Consider the following 22157-nt stretch of genomic DNA (forward strand, 5'->3'; position numbering starts at 1 on the left):
AAACAAGTCACGACGAACTCACCGTAGCGCGCGGCGCGGCCTTGCTCAAGCTGGCCGACATCGCCGCTATCAATGGCTTCATGAAGAAGGCGTCGTGGGCGGGCATGATGTCCGCGCGCAGGCCATGGGATTTCAGTTCATCCGACACGACAGGTCCGACCGAGGCGATCGGCGTGCGCGCCAGCCCCTCGCGCAGGCGGGCTTCACAGCCATGCGCGCGGGCGACCTCGACGAGGCGGCGGACTTGCCCCGAACTCGTCAGCGCGATCGCGTCGATGCGCCCTTGCGCCATCTCATCGATCGCGGTGATGATATTGGCGTCGGCGGCCTGTGCATCGTAGACATAAGGCAGCACAGTGTCGACTTCGGCGCCTTGCGCCACGATCGCGCCGATCAATACGCTGTGATTCCTGTCGGGATAGAGCTGCAATCCGACGCGGTGCCCCTTCAGGTCGACGCGCGACAGCATTTCGGCGACGCCTTCGGAGGTCGGCTTCTCGGTGGTGACCTGCGGCTCCAGCCCGATTTCGCGCAGCGCCCGCCCGGGCTTTGGGCCGCGGGCAAATTTGCGCGCCCTGCCGGCCGCGGCGATGAATGCCTGCTCGGCACCCATCCGGCGCGCCACCTTCAGCAGGCGACGCAGGCCTTCGCCGGTCATCAACACCAGATCATCGCAACGCTTGTCTATGAAGCGCGTGAGCCACGCCTCGACCGGCGCGGGATCGGGCGCGTCGTGGATCGCGAACATCGGGCACTGCAGCACCTCGGCGCCTTGCTCAACAAGCAGGCGCGAAAACTGCGCTTCCTCGCGGGTTTCGAGAATCAGGATGCGGTAGCCGTTCAGTCGGTCAGCCATGATCTTGCTCTCTCGTCATTGCGAGGAGCCAACGGGTCCGGCCTTTGGCCGGCCCGATATAAACTCCACGACGAAGCAATCCAGCCTCTCCGGCTATGGATTGCTTCGCCTCGCTCGCAACGACGGCTAATGCGGATCGCCTGTTGTTTGTTCATTCTGACGCTCCAGACAGGATTGGCGCAAGGGCCTCGCCGGTGATAGAGCAGGGCGGAAAAATCGCGCTCCATTCGCCCCAGAAAGTACAACAAGCCGCCTCATGTCCCCTCATCAATTCGTGTTGACCCTGTCCTGTCCCGATCGCCCCGGCATCGTATCTGCGGTTTCGACCTTCCTTGCCCGCAACGGCCAGAACATCCTCGACGCGCAGCAGTTTAACGACGTCGAGACCGGTCAGTTCTTTATGCGGGTCGTCTTCAATGCCGCCGATCTGGCGGTCGGTCTGTCGGCGCTGCAAACCGGTTTCGGCGCCATTGCGGACCGCTTCAAGATGGACTGGCGAATGCGGGATCGCTCCACACGTCAGCGCGTGATGCTGCTGGTCTCCAAATCCGATCACTGTCTTGCCGATATTCTCTACCGCTGGCGCACCGGCGAATTGGAGATGATTGCCACCGCGATCGTCTCCAATCATCCGCGCGAGACCTATAGCAATCTCGATTTCGGTGACATTCCGTTTTACTACTTGCCCGTGACCAAGCAGACCAAGCGCGAGCAGGAGACCGCGGTCTTGGATCTGGTCGAGCAGACCAAGACCGATCTTGTGGTGCTGGCGCGCTATATGCAGATTCTCTCGGATGAGATGTCCGAAAAACTGTCGGGGCGTTGCATCAACATCCATCACTCGTTCCTGCCGGGCTTCAAGGGCGCGCGGCCGTACCATCAGGCGCACGAGCGCGGCGTCAAGCTGATCGGCGCTACCGCACATTACGTCACCAGCGCACTCGACGAAGGCCCGATCATCGATCAGGATGTCGAGCGCATCAGCCATCGCGATACGCCTGACGATCTGATCCGGAAAGGGCGCGACATCGAACGCCGCGTGCTGGCGCGCGCGATGCGCCATCATCTCGAGGACCGGGTGATCCCCAACGGCCGCAAGACCGTGGTGTTCATGGATTGACGGTGCGGCTTATTCGCCGGTTCGCTTGCGCGCTGACGGCCTAAAAAACCCCTTGGGAGAGGATGACGGTACGAGTACGCGCCCGGCCGAAAAATGCCGCAAGATCACGAACATGAGCAGGAGCAGGACCGTCACGAAGTACGTCACGGGGACGACGATTTTCCAGTTCGGCCAGCTTGGCTCCTCCGGTAAATCGGGAAGGCCGAAAAGCACGTCGCGAGAGACCCCTTTCAACAAGCCTCTCAAGGTGATGAGGTTCGCCAGATTTTGATCGCGCTTTGCGGTCAGCCCTAGAATAGTCGTCGCAAGTTCGCCTTGAGGGCTCTGCGAAATCAGGGAGGACGAATCCTTCTGCAGCCGATCTATCAATTGCGTAACCGACGTCGTCTGCAGATCGGTGCGCTCGATCTCGGCCTCGAGTTCCGCGCGCCTGTCCGGCCGGGGCTGGGTCGACGCCAGCCAGGCGTCTATGAAAAGCGAAGTGACCTTTTTCGCAAGACGGGGATCGCGGTCGGAATATTCCAGTCGGAACAAGCCGGATGTCTTTTGTGTCTCGCCCGCCGCCACCACCATCCGCAGGTTACGGTCAAGATATCGGCGGCGTGCTTCGAGCGTGTCCCCCGGCGCATGGAATTCGGCGAGCACCTTGTCGAGTACCGGCACCGAGCGCATGCGCGCATCGGCCACCCGTGCGCCGGTCTCATCTACCGCCAGATAGGCCACGCTGGTGTACCACTTGGGCAGCACGCTTGCGGCCGCGAATGCGACAAGGGCGGCAATGACAGGACCGACCACCAGGAGCTTGAGGTTGTCCAGAATTACGCCAACAAGCTCCCCGAAGCCGGAAGTGCCGGTTACCGGATATTTTCCGCCAGTTCCCGTCTGATGCAAACCGGTTCCGGGCTCGACGCTTTTGCGCTCTGCCGAGTCACCGGACCGAGTTGCTGCTGATTCTGCTGTCACAATTTCTGTTTCCTGACGAGGCTGCTCCTCAAAAGCAATACCGGCGCAAGTATTTAAAGCTGTATCGCGATCTTTCCGATAATTGCAAGTCACCGGCTCTTATAAAATTGATATACTTGCGGCGGCCAATCGCCCATGATCACCGGATCGAAGTTATCGCGAACGAACCGCTCGATCAAAGGATGGGTGTTGCGGAAGCGCCGCTCGTCGCGTCCATCCAGGGGGATGTTCACGATCACCACAAAACCGGGCTTGGCGAGTTTTATGCGCTCGATTTCCTGCCGCTCGAATTCGCTGTTGCGCGGGAACAAGGCATAGGTCTCCCACGTCGGCGACTTGCGTTTGAACACGGGGTAGGCGCCCGGCCACATCGGCGCGGCGAGGAAACTGCGGCCGTTCGGAGCATATAGCTCGACTGCACGGTTCAATATCGTCAGAGAATTTGCCGTATCCAGATCGAAGGTCAGGACGCTTCCCGAGACGTCGGCCGTCGCGCATCGATTGATGCGGCACTCCCACCCGGGATGCAGCGGAAGCATGATGACCAGGCTTGCGCTTGCCATCACCAGAGCGGCGATCAATCGCGCCTTGCGCGGCCAGGCTTTCACAAGGACGAAAGCGCCGATTAGAAAAGGAAAGATTGCCTGCGCGAGATGGCTGACGTCTGCGCGTGAGAAAGCAAAATGCGCGTAGGGAAGCGCCAACACCGAACAGGCCACGAATTCCGGCGCTACCGGCCTTTGCCGCAGCGCCTGCCGGACGATCCACAACAGGCTGCAAACGCCGAAACCTAGTATGGCAATAAAGAGCACCCCGGTTAGAACATCTGCGACCGCGGTCGCCAGCGGCAATTCTGTGACCGGCACCAGCCACGGCCACGGCACCGGCACCGCAAGATTGGTTGCGCCCCACTCGAACAGGGAGCGAATGCTTTCCCAGAAAGCCCCCGCGAATCCCGGAACGGCGACCAGAACAAGCATCGGGAGATAGCCGGCGGCCATGCCGCCCCCGCAATATGCGAGACCCGATATCAGATCTGCGACACTTCGCTGCCGGCACGCAAGATAGACGGTGACGCCCAGAATGCCGGCGACCCCATATACTCCATGATTTCGGCCGAAAATCGCGGCCAGCCCCACGCCCGCACCCGCAAGGAAAAACCGCCGCTGCGACGGGCGCTGAACGAGAAGCGTCAGAATCCCGATCAACAGGATCGACAGCGATATGTCGAACAGCTTGTGCCGGGGAAACATCCACGCAAGGAGCGTGATCGCCGCCAATACCAGCAGCGTGGCGTCGGGCCTTGATTTGCCTTGCGAGAGCAGCAGTAACGCGACGAAAAGGCCGAGCAACTGGAACACGGCTACCGCTGTCCGCAGCGCCATGATTCCGTCGTCGCGCAGCAACCCCATCAGGGCGGCCGACCAATAGTAGCGGCCCGGGTCGTATGACATGAAATCGAGGATCGGCAATTCGCCCGCCTGTACGCGCTGTACGCCGTACCAGAGGTACCCTTCGTCGCCGAGATTGAAACCGTAATGGCCCTGCCAAACAAAGGAGCCGATCACGAGCGCGCCGGAAACCAGCAGCGCGAGCAGCATTCGCGATGCGGGGAAGGCGGCGGGCAAAGCCGCCGGCGTTTGGGTGTCGGCTGGGTTCAGCAATACGTCGTTCCCGCGCCTGTCGAGCCGTTCCAGCCGCTCGAGATTTTCGAGGCTTTTAGATCTGTAAAACGGCACGTCATGATCCGGTTCCGCGGGTTCCGGCATGCTTGATGCCACATGGCGGCCGCGCCGTAAAATGGTTGACGCCGTTTACCTTCCGCTCTCTTTGTCGCAAGCGAGCTAACTCGGCTCCGGCTTGCTAACGCCGATGCCCGATGCCAAATTGCCGGGCTAACCCGGCAACGCGATTTGCATGATCGACGCGCGAGGACTCCATTGTGGAGATACGGCCCCTGAACATTGCCGACGTCAAACTCGTCATTCCGCAAATTCACCGCGATGCCCGAGGCTTCTTCTCCGAAACCTATAGCCGCCGGGACTTCGGCACTGCAGGCATCGCAACCGAATTCGTTCAGGACAACCATTCGCTCTCTGCAGAGGTTGGCACGCTGCGCGGTCTGCATTTTCAGGCGCCCCCGCGCGCGCAGGGCAAGCTCGTGCGCGTGACGCGAGGCTCTATCTTCGACGTCGCGGTCGATATCCGGGTCGGCTCGCCGACGTTCGGGCAACATGTGAACGCGATCGTAAGCGCCGAAAACTGGAGGCAGATATGGATTCCGGCCGGGTTTGCTCATGGATATTGTACGCTTGAGCCCGATACCGAGGTGATCTACAAGGTGACCGATTACTACGCCCCGGATTGTGATCGGGGCCTCAAATGGGACGACGCCGCCCTTGGCATCAGATGGCCGATCGATCCCGACAAGGCTAGGCTTTCAGACAAGGACCGCAGGCAACCGGCTTTGAAGGAATTGGCTCCTGCGTTCGTTTTCGGGACGTGACCGGTGCGAATGTCGACAAGGGGATCGTCATGCGCGTGTTGGTGACCGGCGGCGCCGGTTTTATTGGATCGGCAATCGTCCGGTATCTGGTCGGTGAAGAGCGCGTTCAGGTTCTCAATGTCGACAAGCTCACCTATGCCTCGAATCTCGCCTCGGTCGCGCCGGTCTCGCATGATTCCAACTACGCGCTGCTGAAAGCCGATATCTGCGATCCGGTCCGGATGGCGGCGGCGTTTGCCGACTTTCAGCCCGACGGCGTCATCCATCTGGCCGCCGAAACCCATGTCGACCGCTCGATCACCGGCTCGGCAGCGTTCATCGAGACCAACATCACCGGCACTTACGTGTTGCTCGAAGCGGCGCGCCGGTATTTTGAGAATTTGTCCGCTAAACGGCGCGACACGTTTCGATTTCTTCACGTCTCGACCGACGAAGTATACGGCTCGCTCGGGGCCGAAGGCATGTTCACGGAAGAAACGGCCTACGATCCAAGCTCGCCGTATTCGGCGAGCAAGGCCGCGTCCGATCACCTGATCTTGGCCTGGCACCGGACCTACGGGCTGCCGACCATCATTTCAAACTGCTCCAACAATTACGGGCCGTATCAGTTTCCCGAAAAACTCATTCCGCTGATGATCCTGAACGCGTTGGATGGCAAGCCGCTGCCGGTCTATGGCAACGGCTCGAATGTGCGCGACTGGCTCTACGTCGATGATCACGTCCGGGCCCTGTTTCTGATCTTGCGCCGCGGGCAGGTTGGCGAGAAATACAACGTCGGGGGACGCAACGAGCAGACCAATCTCGGTGTCGTCGAGCGCATTTGCGAACTCATGGATCGGTTCAATCCCGCGGGCTTCAGCCATCGGCGTCACGTTTGCTTCGTCACCGATCGGCCGGGACATGACCAGCGCTATGCAATTGATGCGAGCCGGCTGGAAACGGAGCTCGGATGGAGCGCGAAGGAAACATTCGACACCGGCATCGAAAAGACGGTGCGCTGGTATCTCGACAACAGGGCGTGGTGGGAATCGGTACGGCGTGGCGTCTATGCCGGAGAGCGGCTCGGCCTCGACGGCAAACGGGAACGGCCGCTCGCCGCCGTCAAACGGGATGCTAAGTGAAGCTGCTCGTCACCGGCCGTGAGGGCCAGTTGGCACGCGGCCTCCGGCAAGCGGCCGACGGCGCCGGCGTTCAGCTGATAGCGATCGGCCGCCCGGAACTCGATCTTGCCGAACCGAAATCGGTGGCTGCGGTGGTCGCGCGGGAACGCCCGAATATTGTCGTCAATACTGCCGCCTATACCGCGGTCGACAACGCGGAAACCGAGCCGGCCCTTGCTCGCGCCATCAACGCGCTGGGCGCGGAACATGTTGCGAGAGCGTGCGCGGCGCATTCGATTCCGATCATCCACATTTCGACGGACTATGTATTCGACGGAACCAAGACCGGCGCTTACGTCGAAGACGACCCCACCGGCCCCACCAATGTCTACGGACATACCAAGCTCGAGGGCGAGCGGCGTGTCGCCAAGGCATGCGAGCAGCATCTGATCTTGCGTACCGCGTGGCTGCACAGCCGCTGGGGCGCCAATTTCGTGAAAACCATGCTGCGGCTGGCGGCTACGCAGCCGGGCATCAGCGTTGTCGATGACCAGTCGGGTTCGCCAACCTATGCCCCAGATCTGGCCAGGATCGTGATAGCCGCCACTGCCCGCATCGCGGCCGATCCCGCCGGCGTGCGCTGGGGCATCTATCACGCCGCAGGAGCAGGCGAGACCACCTGGTTTGGCTTTGCCCGCGAGGTTTTCCGGTGCGCGGCAGAATACGGGCTGCCGGTGCCCGACGTCACTGCGATTGCAACGTCGGCCTACCCAACTCCGACGCGCCGACCGGCCAACTCCCGCCTGAATTGCGACAAGTTGCGCTTGGCGCTCGGTCTCGAGCTACCAGATTGGCGGGCGGGGGTGCAGGACTGCGTCGCCCGTCTGGCTCAACCGGCGCAGGGTCGATCACCTTAATGCCGCCTTCGATCCCGCCGGCGCAATTGCCAACATTGCCGGTGTATGCGATGCGAAAGCCCATGGAGCGAACCGCGTCATGAGAAGTTGCGCGGCGTTGAAGAGCCGCTCATGCATGGGTCATCCTGATCATAGAAATCTTGCGGCCGGAGTTGTCGTATGAAGGGAATCATTCTGGCAGGCGGCAGCGGCACGCGCCTCTATCCGATGACGCGCGCGGTGTCGAAGCAATTGCTGCCGGTTTACGACAAGCCGATGGTTTACTATCCGCTCAGCACGCTGATGCTGGCGGGCATTCGGGACATACTGCTGATCTCCACGCCGGAGGATTTGCCGAACTTCAAGCAACTGCTCGGCAACGGCGACCGGCTCGGCATCAAGATCAGCTACCGCGAACAGCCGCGTCCGGAAGGGCTGGCGCAAGCCTATATCATAGGCGCTGATTTTGTACGCGGCGGCAATTCCGCGCTGATCCTCGGCGACAACATCTTCTTCGGCCACGGAATGCCGGAAGCGTTGGCGGCCGCGTGCGCCCGGCCGGCGGGCGCCACTGTGTTCGCCTATCAGGTCTCGGACCCGGAGCGCTACGGCGTCGTCGAACTGGATGCGCAAGCCCGCCCGCTCTCGATCGTCGAGAAACCGAAGGCGCCAAAATCCAAATGGGCTGTGACGGGACTGTATTTCTTCGATCAGCGCATTGTCGAGATCGCCGCATCCTTGAAACCATCGGCGCGCGGCGAGCTCGAGATCACCGACGCGGTCTCTGCGTATCTGCGCATCGGAGAACTGCGCGTCGAACGCCTTGGGCGCGGTTTTGCCTGGCTCGACACCGGAACGCCGGATTCGATGCTTGACGCCTCCGAGTTCATGCGGACGCTTGAAAAGCGGCAGGGATTCCGGGTCAGCTGCCCCGAGGAAATCGCCTACCGGATGGGGTTCATCAGCCGCGACGACCTGGAGCGGCTCGGACGCGAGCTTGGAAAGTCGGAATATGGCCGCTATCTCCTCGCGATCGCCGAAGAGAAGGCTGCCGGGTCGCAGATATAGGCGTTCGATTGCGTTTGGTTGTCCCCATCACGGGACCGAAGCAACAATGATGACGATGAGAAGTTTTGGCAGTTTCTTCGAAGGCCGCGCGTTTCGAATTGCGACGGCCTTTGCCGTGCAGATCATGGGGGTTGGACTCTCTTTTCTGTTCAGCATCTTGCTGGCCAGACTGATAGGCGTCGCCGGCGTCGGCCTTTATTTTCTGGCCATTACCGTTGTCGATATCGGCGCGACGATTTCGCGCCTCGGGCTTGAGAATGCGGGTCTGCGTTTTGCGTCCATTGCCTATAGCCGGGGCGACCGGGGCACGCTCGCCGCGTTGTATCGAAGAAGCATGGGGCTCGCCCTTGCGGCGGGGATTGTGCTTGCGCTGCCGGTCTGGCTGATCGTTTCGCATCTGCCGCTGGGCGGAGACAGGGCGGCGGAACTTCGAGCGGAATTGCCTTTGCTGGTTTTTGCTTTGGCCCCGTTTGCCCTGCTGATCATTCAGGCGGAGTTTCTCAAGGGAATTGGCGCCAGCAGTATCGGCACGTTCGCGCACGCCGTGGTGCCGCCGCTGCTGTTGCTCGCGGGCAGCATCGCTCTCTGGTTGCTGGAGGCGGCGACCCTGCACAGCATTTTCGTGACCTATGTCGTCGTCGCAGTTGTTGCGATGGTCCACGCCGTCGCGGTCTGGAGCTGGCGCCTGCCCGGAATCTGGCGCGAGCCCGGCGCCTTCGATACGCGCCGTTTGCTGCGGACCAGCATGCCCGTGCTGCTGGTCACCAGCATGAACCTGGTCATGGGATGGACCGATATTCTGGTCCTGGGGATATGGGCCGATGCCAAGGAAGTCGGCATCTACGGTATTTCCATGCGGATCGCGCTTCTCACCGCTTTCGTGCTTGGCGCGATAAATGTCGTGGTCGCCCCGCAGTTCGCCGCGTTGCATGCCGAGGCCAACGTCGCCGCCTTACGGCGGCTCGCGCAACAGAGCGCGTTCTGGACGTCGGTTGTGGCGGCACCGGCGCTTCTCGTGCTTGTGCTGGTTCCTGATTTGATATTGCAGCTGTTCGGACCGCAGTTCAAGGAAGGCGCCTGGGCGCTGCGGATTTTGGCGCTCGGCCAGTTTGTCAATCTGGCGACGGGCCCGGTCGGTACTCTGCTGTTGATGACCGGCCATGAAAAGTTGATGCGCAATAATGTAGCAGCCTCGGCGGCCCTCAATTTGCTGGGCAATCTCATTCTGGTTCCTTCCTATGGCGCCGTTGGAGCGGCTGCCAGCACGGCGCTCTCGCTTGCCTTCATGAACGTCGTTTCCTGGATAATGGTCAGGAAAAAACTGCACATCAATATTCTCGATTATGCCGCCTTGAGGACACCCCCGTGCGCCAGCCGATAATTTTCATGGGAATGCATCGCTCTGGAACCAGCATGCTGGGACGGCTTCTGGAAGAAATCGGCCTGTTCGCCGGAACGCGGAAAGACGAAAACAATGAAGCACTGTTCTTCCAGGAGATAAATACCTGGCTGCTCGGACAATGCGGTGCGCGCTGGGACGAGCCTGCAGCAATTCGCCATCTTTGGAAGCACGAAAACGGCCTGCCGTGGGTTGAAAGCTACGTTCGCACGCTGCTCGATAGTCCGCGCAGCATCCAGTTTCTCGGGGTGCGCAAGTATCTGGCCGGCGGAATGCGATCGCTCGATTCGCCGTGGGGCTGGAAGGATCCGCGCAATACCTTCACCCTGCCGTTGTGGCTGCGCATCTATCCGCAAGCCAAGGTCGTTTCCATCGAGCGACACGGCGTCGATGTCGCGCAGAGCCTGCGCGTCAGGGAGGCGAGAAACCTCGATGAGGCCGCGGAAAAGTTCAACCGATACCGCCCGCTGGTTTTCTTGCGCCCCAAAGGCGGCGGGTTTGTCGAGTCGCCGCGCTGCACCTTTCTGGATGGTGGATTCTCGCTGTGGAAAGAATACACCGCGCAAGCGCGAGCGATGATCGCGCAACTGCCGAGCGATCGTTCGCTGGCGTTGCGTTATGAGGATGTGCTCGAAAGCCCGTTCAAATATTTGCGCGAAAGCGCCGATTTCTGCGGGCTGGAGGTATCGGATAAACGCCTCCGCGAGGTCATCGCGGGCATCAAGGCCGATCGCGCGAATTCCTACGCATCCGATCCCGAACTCCGGCAATTTGCCGTCGACCATCGCGCCGACCTCAGCGAGCGCGGCTACAGCGATCCGATATGACGCCGGCATTGTCCGGTGTGTTCCAATCAAGGAGGCAAGCGCGCGCGTCAGCCAATGAGCGAGACTTGCGGTGGCAGGCCGAGTTGCGTATGGAATGGGCGTTTTTCGAAAGCCCTTTCCGGGCGCGAATATGGTTCCCAAATACATGGATCAGACGGCCCGCAACGACATCGCCATTGCCTTCGGCTCTATCGCAGTAGAGGCGGGACGGGCGATCATGGCCGTTCGCGGCTCGCAGGCCGACGTGCAGCACAAGCCTGACGGCTCGCCGGTCACCCAGGCCGATCTCGATGCCGATCGCATCATATGCGCGCGGCTTGCCGGCCTGCTTTCCGGCGTGCCGGTTGTCACCGAGGAAGCGTGCGAGACGCACGTCTTCGCGGGCGCCGGCCGCTTCATCCTGGTCGACCCGCTCGACGGTACGCGGGAGTTTACCTCCGGCCGTGACGAGTTCACGGTCAACATCGCGCTGATCGATCATGGCGAACCTGTCGCCGGCGCGGTGTATGCGCCGGCGTTGAATCGTCTGTACCTTGCCGGCGCATCGGCATTTCGCGCCGATGTCCGGCCGGAGGATTCTGTGCCCGGGCTGCACGCGATGCGCGCGTTGACCACCGACGCCGCGCCCTCTGACCGTTTGCGCGCGGTCGCCAGCCACTCGCACCTCGATCCCGCGACCAAAGGCTGGCTCGACATGCGGCCGATCGGCGAACTGCGCTCGGCCGGATCGTCGCTGAAATTTTGCATGATCGCAGAAGGCGAGGCCGACGTTTATCCGCGGCTTGCTCCGACCATGGAATGGGACACCGCCGCCGGGCACGCCGTTCTGGCCGCCGCCGGCGGGTGCGTGGTGCGCGTCGACGGCCTGCCGCTCCGATACGGCAAATACGAGGCCGGTTTTCGCAATGAGTCCTTCATCGCCTGGGGCACGCGGCATTGCTGCGATTCAGATCGCGCGCGCGCCATGTTGCGGAATCTGAACTGATGGAATCCGGCGCATCAAAGGGCCTGCGCAAAATACTGCCCAAGCATCTGAGGCGACTGGAGGCCGAGTCGATCGAGATCATGCGGGAAGTTGTCGCGGAGTTCAGAAGCCCGGTGATGCTCTACTCGATCGGAAAAGATTCGAGCGTCATGCTGCATCTGGCGATCAAGGCGTTCTATCCGGCGCCCCTGCCGTTTCCTCTGATGCATGTCGATACGACCTGGAAATTCCGCGAAATGATCGCTTTCCGCGATCAGACCGCAAGGAGAATAGGCGCCGATCTGATCGTCTACGTCAATCAGGACGGCGTCGATCGTGGTGTCAGTCCGATTGCCTCCGGCTCATCGCTCCATACCCACGTCATGAAAACAGAAGCGTTGAAACAGGCGCTCGATCTTCATGGCTTCGACGCCGCCTTTGGCGGCGCCCGGCGTGACGAGGAGAAAAGCCGGGCCAAGGAACGAATCTTTTCTTTCCGCTCGCCGGGCCACGTCTGGGATCCCCGCAATCAGCGGCCGGAATTGTGGAACTTGTTCAACACGCGAATCAATGCCGGCGAGACCATCCGCGTGTTTCCGCTGTCGAACTGGACCGAGCTGGATATCTGGCACTACATCATGCTGGAGAACATACCGGTCGTGCCGCTCTACTTCGCGAGGCAGCGTCCGGTGGTGATGCGCGGCGGCACATGGATCCTGGTCGATGACGAGCGCTTGCCGCTTGAGCCCGGTGAACGGCCGCAGCTGCGGCTGGTCAGGTTTCGCACCCTTGGCTGCTATCCCCTGACCGGCGCCATTGAGTCCGACGCCAACTCGCTGGAGGACATTGTCGCGGAGATGCGGACGGCACGGGTGTCGGAACGGCAGGGCCGCCTGATCGATAGCGACGAGGCGTCGTCGATGGAGAAAAAGAAACGCGAGGGTTATTTCTGATGGCTCTGGCTCACACCGAGGCGGCCGTGGAAGGCATGGCGGCCAAGGACCTGCTGCGCTTCATCACCTGCGGATCGGTCGACGACGGCAAATCCACCTTGATCGGCCGGCTGCTGCATGATTCCAAACTGATCTTAGAGGATCAGCTCGTGGCGCTCGCGAAAGATTCGGAGCGTCATGGCACGGTCGAGGATGCCATCGATTTTGCCCTGCTGGTCGACGGGCTGGAGGCCGAGCGCGAGCAGGGCATCACCATCGACGTGGCCTACCGCTTCTTCACCACACCGAAGCGTTCCTTCATCGTCGCCGACACGCCCGGGCACGAACAATATACCCGCAACATGGCGACCGGAGCCTCGAACGCCGAACTGGCCATCATTCTCGTCGACGCGCGCAAGGGCGTGCTGATTCAGACGCGCCGCCACTCGCTGATCTGTTCGCTGCTGGGCATCCGTCATGTCGTGGTGGCGGTGAACAAGATGGATCTGGTCGGCTACGCCAGGGAAACCTTCGAGCGCATTGCCGCAGACTACGCGACTTTCGCCTCGCAACTGGGTTTCGCCTCTGTCGTGGCGATCCCGATCTCGGCCAGATTTGGCGACAACATCACCAGATCGGGCAACATGCCCTGGTATCGGGGCCCGCTGTTGCTGGATTACCTGGAATCGATCGGCGTCGAAAGCGAGAGCGCCGACAGGCCGTTCCGCTTTCCGGTGCAGTGGGTGAACCGGCCGAACCTCGATTTCCGCGGCTACGCCGGAACGGTGGTGTCCGGCACGATCGCCGCGGGCGATGCGGTCATGGTGGCTTCATCGGGCAAGACCTCGCGCGTCAAGGAACTGCTGACTTATGAGGGAGCGCAGGCTTCCGCGCAGCCGGGCGACGCGATTACCGTGACATTGGCTGATGATATCGACGTCGCGCGCGGCGATGTCCTGGTGGATCCGGCCTCGCGCCCCGAGGTGTCGGATCAGTTCGCCGCCCACGTGATCTGGATGAGCGACCATGCGCTGGTGCCGGGCCGGTCCTATCTGGCGCGGATTGGAACCAAGACCACCGCGATCACCGTGACCGGCATCAAGTACAAGATCGACGTCAACACGCGCGAGCATCTGGCGACGCATACGCTCGCGCTGAACGACATCGGGGTCTGCAATCTGGCGACCGGCACGCCGGTGGCCTTCGATCCCTACGCGCAAAATCGCAGAACCGGCAGCTTCATCATTATCGACCGCTTCACCAATCATACGGTCGGCGCCGGGATGATCGATTTCGGCCTGCGGCGCGGCACCAACCTGCATTGGCAGCCGCTGCTGGTGGGCAAGGCCGAGCGGGCGGTGCTGAAGCGTCAGCGCGCGGCGATCGTGTGGTTCACCGGCGTGTCCGGCGCCGGCAAATCGACTGTCGCCAATATCGTCGAGCAGCGGCTTCATACCATGGGCCACCATACGATGATGCTCGACGGCGACAATGTGCGGCATGGTCTCAACCGCGACCTCGGGTTCACCGAAGCCGACCGGGTGGAAAATATCCGGCGTTGCGGCGAGGTGGCGAAGCTGATGACCGAGGCCGGTCTGATCGTGCTGTGCTCGTTCATTTCGCCCTACCGTGCCGAGCGGATCGGCGTGCGAAATCTGGTTGGCGAGGGTGAATTCATCGAGGTCTTCGTCGACACGCCGATCGAGGAATGCATGCGGCGCGACACCAAGGGCCTGTACGCCAAGGCCAAGGCGGGCACGATCAAGAATTTCACCGGTTTCGATGCGCCCTACGAGGCGCCAAAAACCCCGGAAATCCACTTGCGGACGCTTGAGGAAAAACCCGACCAAATGGCCGACCGCGTCATCAAGGCCCTGATCGCGCGGGAAATCATAACTCCGTTCTAGCCCCTGTCGCCGCGACGAAATCATGATAAGGCTCTGGCAATTCTGGCAAATTTACCTCTTGTGGTGATTTATCTTGGTGCGGACGTAGTGCGCCTGTAGATTGCCCGAACCGCAAAATGACGGGCTGGCGGGACAAATCTTCTTCAAAAACGAGCGGATGCGATCTGTGAAAGCGGTCATTCTCGCCGGCGGACTCGGCACACGAATATCCGAGGAAACTTCCGTCAAGCCGAAGCCCATGATCGAGATCGGGGGCCGTCCGATCCTGTGGCACATCATGAAGCTGTATTCGGCGCACGGCGTGAACGACTTCGTGATCTGCTGCGGCTACAAGGGCTATGTGATCAAGGAGTATTTCGCCAACTACTTCCTGCATATGTCCGATGTCACCTTCGACATGGAGCGAAACCGGATGGATGTTCACCAGGGCAAGGCCGAGCCATGGCGGGTCACCCTGATCGACACCGGCGACGAGACGATGACCGGCGGCCGCCTGAAGCGCGTCGGCGACTATGTGAAGGACGAGAAGGCTTTCTGCCTGACCTACGGCGACGGCTTGAGCGATGTCGACATCCGGGCGTTGATCGATTTTCATGCCGGCCACGGCAAGCTCGCAACCGTCACGGCCGTCAAGCCGCCGGGGAAGTATGGCGCGCTCGAGCAGACGGGAGATCGGGTGACCGGCTTTGCGGAGAAGCCGCGCGGCGACGGCGGGTTCATCAATGGAGGGTTTTTCGTGCTTTCGCCGGCATGCATCGACTTCATTGAGGGCGATCACGTGAGCTGGGAGAGTTTTCCGTTGACCGAGCTTGCCGCGCGCGGCGAGTTGATGTCTTACCAGCACCTTGGTTTCTGGCAGCCGATGGACACGCTTCGGGAAAAGAACCTGCTGGAGGAGCTGTGGGCGAGCGGCAAGGCGCCGTGGAAAGTCTGGTGATGCGCAGCCGGGCCAATCCAGATCCGTCGTTCTGGGCGGGCAAGCGCGTCCTCCTTACCGGTCACACCGGCTTCAAAGGGGCGTGGCTGGCGCTCTGGCTCGACCGGCTCGGCGCAAGGGTGATGGGCATCGGCCTGCCGCCCGCCACCACGCCGAGCATCGCCGGCCTTGCCGGAATCGACGGGCTGATCGACAGCCGCTTCATCGACATTCGCGACGCCGGCGAACTCACGCGGCAAGTCCGGGCGACGTCTCCAGAAGTCGTGCTTCATTTGGCCGCGCAGGCGCTGGTGCGGACAAGCTACAGCGACCCGCTGCTGACATTCGGCAGCAACGTTCAGGGCACCGCGAACCTTCTGGAAGCCGTCCGCGCCATCGATACGGCGCGGGTCGTGGTCGCGATCACCACCGACAAGGTCTACCGCAATATCGAGCAGCATTACCCGTACCGCGAAACCGATGCGCTCGGCGGGCATGATCCCTACAGCGCCAGCAAGGCCGCGGCCGAGATCGTGATCGCAAGTTATCGCGACGCCTATCTCGCGGACAAAGGCGTCGCCGTGGCTTCGGCGCGGGCCGGTAACGTCATCGGGGGCGGCGATTGGTCCGAGGATCGCCTGATCCCGGATGCGGTTCGGGCCTGGAGCAAGGGGCAGCCTCTTGCCATCCGCCGTCCCCAGGCGTTTCGTCCTTGGCAACACGTGTTGGAGCCTCTCGCCGGCTACCTCAAGCTCGCCGAGCGGCTATGGGCGGACCCTGGACTGGCCGGGGCGTATAATTTCGGTCCGCGCACCGACGAGGCGGCCAGCGTGCGCGACGTGGTGCTGCTGGCACAGCAATGCTACGGCAGCGGCGAAGTCAGCTGGGGCGAGGGGGACGAGGGCCCGCATGAAGCCGGCTGGCTCGCGCTCGAAACCGCGAAGGCACAGCATGTGCTGGGCATCGCGCCGCGCTGGTCGCTGCAGACCGCCGTGCAGCGGACCATGAACTGGTATCGCCGTCAGCACGAAGGCAGCGACGCGCGCGAGCTTTGCGCGCGGGATATCGCGGATTTTGAGGCGGATGCTGCACCGGGTTCGCCATCATGAGCCGGTTTCGGATCGTTGACACGCCGATCGCCGGTCTGAAGATTGTCGAACGCTCAAGGCAATCGGACCAGCGCGGTTTCCTGGCGCGCTTGTTTTGCGCCGAGGAACTGGCGCCGGCCGGCTGGAGCAAGCCGATAGCACAGATCAATCAGACATTGACCCGCCGCCCCGGCGCGGTTCGCGGCATGCACTTCCAGTTTCCGCCGCATGCCGAGATGAAGCTCGTCAATTGCATTCGCGGCGAGGTGTGGGATGTCGCGGTGGATTTACGCCGCGGCTCGCCGACATTCCTGAAATGGTTCGGCGCGCGCTTGTCGGCGCAGAACGGCCAGGCGCTGCTCATTCCGGAAGGATTTGCTCACGGATTTCAGGCGCTCATGGAAGACTGCGAACTGATCTACTTTCATACCTGCGCCTATCATGCGGCCAGCGAGGGCGCGCTTCATCCCGAAGAGCCGCGCGTTGCCATCCAGTGGCCACAGGCCGTCGCCGAACTGTCGACCCGCGATCGCGGCCATCCGATGTTGTCGCCGGCCTTTCAGGGAATCTTGGCATGAGTTGCCGGCATTGCTCAGCACCGCTCGGTCTGGAATTGATCGATCTCGGCAGTTCCCCGCCGTCAAACGCCTATTTGACCCCGGAGATGTTGTTCGCGCCCGAGAAAACCTATCCGCTCCGGATCATGGTCTGCGAAAAATGCTGGCTGGTGCAGACGCTGGATTTCACCCATGCCGACGAGCTGTTCTCCAGCGAATACGCCTATTTCTCGAGCTTCTCGACGACATGGCTTGAGCACGCCGAGCGCTATGTCGCCGAGATGGTCGAACGTTTCCGGCTCAATTCCGCCAGCCATGTCGTGGAGATCGCGTCCAACGACGGATATCTGCTGCAATATGTCAAGGCGCGCGGCATTCCCTGCACGGGAATCGAGCCGACGGCAAGCACGGCGCGCGCCGCGCGGCAAAAAGGGGTCGACACCGTCGAGGCGTTTTTCGGCGCCGAATTCGCTTCGCGTCTGGCGGCGGAGGGCAGGCAAGCGGACCTGATGGCCGCCAACAACGTTCTGGCGCATGTGCCCGACATCAACGGCTTTCTCGTTGGCTTCACCAACCTGTTAAAGCCTGATGGCGCTGCGACCTTCGAGTTTCCGCACCTTTTGCGGCTGCTCGCCGAAAATCAGTTCGACACCATCTATCACGAGCATTTCTCCTATTTGTCGCTGACGGCGGTCGAGGAAATATTCAAGGCCAATGGCCTTGCGGTGTTCGATGTCGAGGAGATTGCGACCCACGGGGGAAGTCTGCGCGTGTTCGCGCAGCGCGCGGCGTCCGGCCGGCGTCCGGTCAGCGCGCGTGTAGCGGCTCTGCTCGCACGGGAATCCGAAGCGGGGCTGTCGACGGCAAAAGGTTATCACGGCTTGCAGTCGCGCGCCGAAAAGGTCAAGGACGATTTCGTGTCGTTCCTGATCGATGCGAAACGTCGCGGCAGACGCGTGGCCGGCTACGGCGCCGCAGCCAAGGGCAATACGCTGCTGAATTTCGCGGGCATCCGCCGCGACCTCATTTCATACGTGGTCGACCGCAATCCGGCCAAGCAGGGGAAATTTCTGCCGGGCAGCCGCATCCCGATCCTCAGCGAGGAGGTGCTGTATCGGGACGCGCCCGACTACGTGATCATCCTGCCCTGGAACTTGAAGGCGGAAGTGATGCAGCAGTTGAGGCATGCCGGCATTTCAGAAGCACGCTATGTGACCGCGGTTCCTGAACTCGAGATTTCCGATCCGGGGGGCGCATGAAGGAGCGCATTAGCCAGACTCTCGAAAAACACTTTCCCCGGGTTCTTCAGGTGCTACGAAGCGCGATGAAGGCACCGACCTTTCGCTACCGCTATCAACGAAGGCCATATTCCCTGAATGCCAAAGGCGGATACACGCTAGGCGAGAGCTGCAATGACGAGCGCCTGATCGACCGGCTGATCCAAAGCTATTCGCTTCGGCGCGAAAATCCTTCCGGTCAATGGTCGGATATTTTTCTGGATCGGCATGCCGACATCAGCGAAGCCTTCGCTGCGAAGGACCGGCCGCGGATCGAGCGAATTCTTCGTAACCCGGCAAGCTCGGATATTTTCTTTGGCTTCGACAGCACCGCGAAATCGTTGCGGATCGGAGGCCAGCGGATTGAAGATCGCCGTTCGCCGGGCCTTGCGCTGGACGCGCTTGCCGCATTGGCCGAAGCTCTCGGCACGCGAAACATGGAGCTTCCCGAAAATTACTACATCTGGCGCATCGTCCCCATCCACGCCGATGAGCTGCTTGATCAGATCGATCGAGCGGTAGGATTCAAGATCCCGGTTCCAAACCCGTTTCCCGCCGAATACGGCTTGATCTCCAACCGCGGCATCGTCTCGTACCGGGTGCCGCAGGCACTTTACCAGGCGTGGCGCATCTCGAAACTTGTCGAGGGCATGCCCAATCCGAAAGTCCTTGAAATCGGCGGCGGACTTGGCCGCACAGCATTCTATGCGCGGCAGTTCGGCATTCGAAATTACACCATCATCGACATTCCCGTCAGTTCGCTGGCGCAGGGATATTTCCTCGGCCGAGCCCTCGGCGAGGAAGCCGTCTCGCTGTTCGGCGAGAACGCCGCGGAGCACCAAATCAAGATCATGCCGCCGGGATTTTTCATCGATGGAACGGAGCGTTATGATCTCGTTGTCAATGTCGACTCGCTGACGGAAATTGGTCGTGCCGCGGCCGATCAATACTGGTCGGCAATCCGGAGCCGGGCAGGAAAGTTCCTTTCGATCAACCACGAGGCCAATGAATTCACCGTCGCGCAGCTGATCAGAGAGGCAACAGCCGTCCGGACAAGCCGGATGCCCTACTGGATGAGACGCGGATTTGTCGAAGAAGTGGTGGAGTTCACCCGATGAAAGTGGCCGTCACCGGGGCGCGGGGTTTTATCGGCCGTCACGTGCTCGGTGAGTTGGCGCGCCGGGACGTCGAGGTGATCGCGACGGAGCGGCCGGACGTCGTCCGGGAGCGACCGGCAGAAGCAAATGTTCGATGGATCGCGCTCGATATGGCGCGTCCGCCAGAGAATCCGTTCGTCGCCCTTGCAAATCCGGACGTGCTGTTGCATCTCGCCTGGAACGGGCTGCCAAACTATCGTTCCCTTCATCACTTCGAATCCGAGCTGCCACGGCAATACGGTTTCCTGAGCAACGTTATCCGAGGCGGCCTGCCGGCGCTGGTCACCGCCGGGACCTGCTTTGAATACGGCCGGCAGTCGGGCGCTCTCGCTGCAAATCTTGAGACGCGGCCGACCAATCCTTATGGATTTGCCAAGGACGTGCTGCGCAAGCAGCTGCAGTACCTGAAGGCGGTTCATCCCTACAAGCTGACATGGGCGCGGCTGTTTTACATGTACGGGGATGACCAGCCCGCCACGTCGCTGTTTGCGGCGCTGAAAGCGGCGGTCGCCGCCGGTCACAGCGAATTCCCGATGTCGGGAGGAGAACAACTGCGCGACTATCTGCCGGTGAGCGAGGTGGCGCGGCGTCTGGTCGATCTGGCGATCAATCCCGGCGATCCCGGGCCAATCAACCTGTGCTCCGGACAACCGGTTTCGGTTCGCCGCCTGGTCGAGGGCTGGATCGGGCAAAACGGCTGGAAGATTCAGGCCAAATACGGCGAATTACCTTATCCCGACTATGAACCGATGGCGTTCTGGGGCGACTCCGCCGATGCCCGGCGTTAACGGCGCGGGTGGCAAATGCTGGCGCTCCCGGGCAAAAAACCAGTAACGGTGCGGTGCAAAACTTGATAAAGGGGGCCCCGACCGGTTGACCCCTCTCGCTGAAATTCGGCAAAACCAATTGGCCTGCGTCGCGCGCGAAAAAACATGCTCGTTAACCGGGTATCGCCCTTAGGATTGCAGACAATGACCAAACGCAGGCTGACCGAACAAGAACAGGCTTACAATCGCGAGCGTTCGGAACTGATCGCCCGCTGCAAACCCGAATACATCGCCGACGCGCCGTTTCTGTTTGCCAACCGCATCCAGACCGCCTCGATGCTGTCGCGGGTCGAACTCTTTAAAATGGTGATGGACATTCCCGGCGCCATCATCGAATGCGGCGTCTACAAGGGAAATTCGCTGATGCTGTATTTGCAGCTTTCGCTGCTGCTGGAGCCTTATGCGATCAACCGGTCGCTCTATGGATTTGACACGTTCGAAGGTTTCCGCAGCATCGACGGCAAGTTCGATCCCGCCGATATCAACGAGCAGATGTTTTCCGAAACCGATGCTTCGATCCTCGAACAGAGCATCCTGCTCAATGATTTGATCCGGCCGGTCAATCGCATTCCCCGCTGCGAACTGGTCAAAGGCGATATCGTGAAGACCGTGCCTGAATTCGTCAAGGACAAGCCGGAGCTTTGTGTCGCCATGCTGATCCTCGACACCGATCTGTATCAGCCGACCAAGGTTGCGCTCGAAACCTTCCTGCCGCTGATGCCCAAGGGGGCCATCGTGGTTCTCGACGAGGTTTGCTATCGGAACTTCGCCGGCGAGACCCAGGCCCTCAAGGAGGTGCTGGACCTCAATAAAGTCGAGCTCAAGCGCTTCCCCTACGAAGGTTCCGTCGGCTACTTCAGGATTTGAGGGTATCCGGCGTTTCCGGGCACAAAAGCAGCTATGACGGCCAGTATGTTGACGCATCATACTGCCGTGGCTAAAGCATCAGTGTCCAGGCGAATAAGAGGCCATCATGACCGGTTCCAAGGACATGTGCGAGCGGCTCGCGACGTTCCTCGACGACGACAGTTTCGCTCGGCTCGCAGTCGAGCGTCGCGATGAATTTCGCAATGCCGACCCGTTTCCGCATGCGGTGATCGACAATTTCCTGCCGCAGGACATCGCAACCGCCGTCGCCAACGGCTATCCGGATCCGAACGATGCGTCGGTGAAATGGAAAACCCACGCCAACGCCAACGTATTGAGGAAGTTCGTGGAGGATACCGCTTCCATGTCGCTTCCGTTGCGACTGTTGGCCAATGCCACGATCTCCAGACAGTTCCTGCTGTTCCTGGAGACGCTGTCCGGTATCGACTGTCTGCTCGCCGATCCGTATTTCATCGGTGGCGGCGCCATGGCGACCGGCCCGGGCGAGTTCCTCAAGATCCACGCCGACTTCAACTGGCATCACAAGCTGCAGGCGCATCGGCGTCTCAATGCGCTGCTGTATCTGGCGCCCGACTGGAAACCGGAGTGGGGTGGCAACCTCGAGCTCTGGTCGAAGGACATGACCCGGAAGGTCCACAGCATCGAGCCGAAATTCAACCGCCTGATCGTGTTCGAGGTCGCCGACGATTCGAATCACGGCCAGCCCGAGCCGTTGAAGACGCCTCCGGGCGTATTCCGGCGGGTCTTCAGCGCGTTCTACTACACCGCGCGCAAGGACGACGCCGAATGGAATGCGCCGCACTTCACATTGTACAAACCCGAGAATTCGCCATACTCGATGAGTCTTCGCAGCGAGTATGAAAAGGCGGCCAAGGACAGCGTCGCCTAGCGGTCGACGCCGCGATGCGG

21 protein-coding genes are annotated in these 22157 nt (G+C 61.2%); 18 read left to right on the plus strand and 3 right to left on the minus strand.

The features are described from left to right. Positions 1–7: 7 nt before the first annotated feature. The gene (locus tag VGP39_RS06910) at positions 8–856 is read right to left on the minus strand and encodes a uroporphyrinogen-III synthase (RefSeq protein WP_327567360.1); all 849 of its coding nucleotides are present in this window, start codon (positions 854–856) and stop codon (positions 8–10) included. 256 nt (positions 857–1112) lie between these two features. Here VGP39_RS06910 and purU point away from each other — a divergent pair, with 256 nt between their 5' ends. Beyond that, positions 1113–1976: a formyltetrahydrofolate deformylase gene (gene purU, locus VGP39_RS06915; RefSeq protein ID WP_327567361.1), complete on the plus strand. Its 864-nt coding sequence runs from the start codon at positions 1113–1115 to the stop codon at positions 1974–1976. Positions 1977–1985: 9 nt separating this feature from the next. Here purU and VGP39_RS06920 read toward each other — a convergent pair whose 3' ends face one another. Both VGP39_RS06920 and VGP39_RS06925 read right to left on the minus strand, forming a co-directional pair. Next, positions 1986–2939, minus strand: a complete 954-nt coding sequence (locus VGP39_RS06920) for a hypothetical protein (RefSeq protein ID WP_327567362.1) — start codon at positions 2937–2939, stop codon at positions 1986–1988. Positions 2940–3028: 89 nt separating this feature from the next. Beyond that, positions 3029–4708, minus strand: coding sequence for a hypothetical protein (locus VGP39_RS06925; RefSeq protein WP_327567363.1), 1680 nt, complete (start codon positions 4706–4708; stop codon positions 3029–3031). Between the two features lie 173 nt (positions 4709–4881). Here VGP39_RS06925 and rfbC point away from each other — a divergent pair, with 173 nt between their 5' ends. The 17 genes from rfbC to VGP39_RS07010 all read left to right on the plus strand — a co-directional run bounded on the left by rfbC (position 4882) and on the right by VGP39_RS07010 (position 22137). Further along, complete coding sequence (gene rfbC / locus VGP39_RS06930) at positions 4882–5445, plus strand: dTDP-4-dehydrorhamnose 3,5-epimerase (protein ID WP_327567364.1); 564 nt, start codon at positions 4882–4884, stop codon at positions 5443–5445. Between the two features lie 29 nt (positions 5446–5474). Beyond that, positions 5475–6566 (plus strand): dTDP-glucose 4,6-dehydratase, encoded by a 1092-nt coding sequence (gene rfbB, locus VGP39_RS06935; protein WP_327567365.1) that lies wholly within the window; start codon positions 5475–5477, stop codon positions 6564–6566. Next, a complete protein-coding gene (rfbD, locus tag VGP39_RS06940) occupies positions 6563–7462 on the plus strand; it encodes a dTDP-4-dehydrorhamnose reductase (protein ID WP_327567366.1) in 900 nt (299 codons plus the stop codon). The genes rfbB and rfbD overlap by 4 nt, the downstream gene beginning before the upstream one ends. 159 nt (positions 7463–7621) lie before the next feature. Beyond that, complete coding sequence (gene rfbA / locus VGP39_RS06945; RefSeq protein WP_327567367.1) at positions 7622–8509, plus strand: glucose-1-phosphate thymidylyltransferase RfbA; 888 nt, start codon at positions 7622–7624, stop codon at positions 8507–8509. Then, positions 8454–9890: a polysaccharide biosynthesis C-terminal domain-containing protein gene (locus VGP39_RS06950; protein WP_327567368.1), complete on the plus strand. Its 1437-nt coding sequence runs from the start codon at positions 8454–8456 to the stop codon at positions 9888–9890. Before rfbA ends, VGP39_RS06950 begins: the two co-directional genes overlap by 56 nt. Positions 9891–9922: 32 nt before the next feature. Next, positions 9923–10735, plus strand: coding sequence for a sulfotransferase (locus tag VGP39_RS06955; RefSeq protein ID WP_327567369.1), 813 nt, complete (start codon positions 9923–9925; stop codon positions 10733–10735). 130 nt (positions 10736–10865) lie between these two features. Further along, positions 10866–11720, plus strand: coding sequence for a 3'(2'),5'-bisphosphate nucleotidase CysQ (gene cysQ / locus VGP39_RS06960; RefSeq protein WP_327567370.1), 855 nt, complete (start codon positions 10866–10868; stop codon positions 11718–11720). Continuing rightward, positions 11720–12652, plus strand: a complete 933-nt coding sequence (gene cysD, locus VGP39_RS06965; RefSeq protein WP_327567371.1) for a sulfate adenylyltransferase subunit CysD — start codon at positions 11720–11722, stop codon at positions 12650–12652. Before cysQ ends, cysD begins: the two co-directional genes overlap by 1 nt. Next, positions 12652–14538 carry a sulfate adenylyltransferase subunit CysN gene (cysN, locus tag VGP39_RS06970; RefSeq protein WP_327567372.1) on the plus strand — a complete coding sequence of 629 codons (1887 nt, stop codon included), beginning with the start codon at positions 12652–12654 and terminating at the stop codon, positions 14536–14538. Before cysD ends, cysN begins: the two co-directional genes overlap by 1 nt. A gap of 166 nt (positions 14539–14704) precedes the next feature. Further along, entirely contained in the window at positions 14705–15475 is a 771-nt protein-coding gene (gene rfbF, locus VGP39_RS06975) for a glucose-1-phosphate cytidylyltransferase (RefSeq protein WP_327567373.1), read from the plus strand. Then, positions 15439–16563 carry a CDP-glucose 4,6-dehydratase gene (gene rfbG, locus VGP39_RS06980; protein ID WP_327567374.1) on the plus strand — a complete coding sequence of 375 codons (1125 nt, stop codon included), beginning with the start codon at positions 15439–15441 and terminating at the stop codon, positions 16561–16563. Before rfbF ends, rfbG begins: the two co-directional genes overlap by 37 nt. Then, positions 16560–17120: a dTDP-4-dehydrorhamnose 3,5-epimerase gene (locus tag VGP39_RS06985; RefSeq protein WP_327567375.1), complete on the plus strand. Its 561-nt coding sequence runs from the start codon at positions 16560–16562 to the stop codon at positions 17118–17120. The genes rfbG and VGP39_RS06985 overlap by 4 nt, the downstream gene beginning before the upstream one ends. Beyond that, on the plus strand, positions 17117–18358 hold the full coding sequence (locus tag VGP39_RS06990; protein WP_327567376.1) for a class I SAM-dependent methyltransferase: 1242 nt from the start codon (positions 17117–17119) through the stop codon (positions 18356–18358). The genes VGP39_RS06985 and VGP39_RS06990 overlap by 4 nt, the downstream gene beginning before the upstream one ends. A gap of 65 nt (positions 18359–18423) precedes the next feature. Then, positions 18424–19494, plus strand: coding sequence for a hypothetical protein (locus VGP39_RS06995; RefSeq protein ID WP_327567377.1), 1071 nt, complete (start codon positions 18424–18426; stop codon positions 19492–19494). Next, the gene (locus VGP39_RS07000; RefSeq protein ID WP_327567378.1) at positions 19491–20321 is read left to right on the plus strand and encodes an NAD(P)-dependent oxidoreductase; all 831 of its coding nucleotides are present in this window, start codon (positions 19491–19493) and stop codon (positions 20319–20321) included. The genes VGP39_RS06995 and VGP39_RS07000 overlap by 4 nt, the downstream gene beginning before the upstream one ends. Positions 20322–20504: 183 nt before the next feature. Next, entirely contained in the window at positions 20505–21227 is a 723-nt protein-coding gene (locus VGP39_RS07005; RefSeq protein ID WP_327567379.1) for a TylF/MycF/NovP-related O-methyltransferase, read from the plus strand. A 106-nt stretch (positions 21228–21333) separates the two neighbouring features. Beyond that, entirely contained in the window at positions 21334–22137 is an 804-nt protein-coding gene (locus VGP39_RS07010; RefSeq protein WP_327567380.1) for a 2OG-Fe(II) oxygenase, read from the plus strand. The last annotated feature ends 20 nt before the right edge of the window (positions 22138–22157 follow it).

The organism is Bradyrhizobium sp., from assembly GCF_036009065.1.
Lineage (GTDB): Bacteria > Pseudomonadota > Alphaproteobacteria > Rhizobiales > Xanthobacteraceae > Bradyrhizobium.